This window comes from Massilia sp. CCM 8734, from assembly GCF_011682155.1.
GTDB lineage: Bacteria > Pseudomonadota > Gammaproteobacteria > Burkholderiales > Burkholderiaceae_D > Telluria_A > Telluria_A rubra.
Genome location: NZ_WHJI01000224.1, coordinates 1 through 350, shown reverse-complemented (window position 1 = coordinate 350; position 350 = coordinate 1). Strand labels below are relative to the sequence as shown.

The following is a 350-nucleotide window of genomic DNA, read 5'->3' as shown; positions in this document are numbered from 1 at the left end:
CCACCGGCACTGCCGACCGAAGCCGGCATCAATATGCCAAAAGCGACAATCCTGGGAGATGTTCAGACTGAAAAATGCTCCCTAAACTAATTGCAAAACCGGTCTCAAATAGTTTGACACGCTCCGGCGTCCGGCGAAATCCGAGCGAACAACAGCTTGCGCAGCTCGGCATCCGGCACAGTGTCGTCCAGCAGCATTTGACACGCGCTGGCGAGGGTGGCCCCCGCCTCGTCCAAGTCCTTGAGCGAGCGAAGGCGGGATTTCTTGTCCGCCTTCACGGCGTCACCGAAAAGCTCCCGCAGGATGACTTCGAGCACTTCCAAGGCGTCATCCTGTGCCGATGCTTCGAG

At 58.3% G+C, this 350-nt stretch carries 1 pseudogene; it reads right to left on the bottom strand.

Annotated features, from left to right (window positions below):
* Positions 1 to 137: 137 nt before the first annotated feature.
* Positions 138 to 350: pseudogene (locus F2P46_RS36355) on the bottom strand (hypothetical protein); the annotation flags it as partial.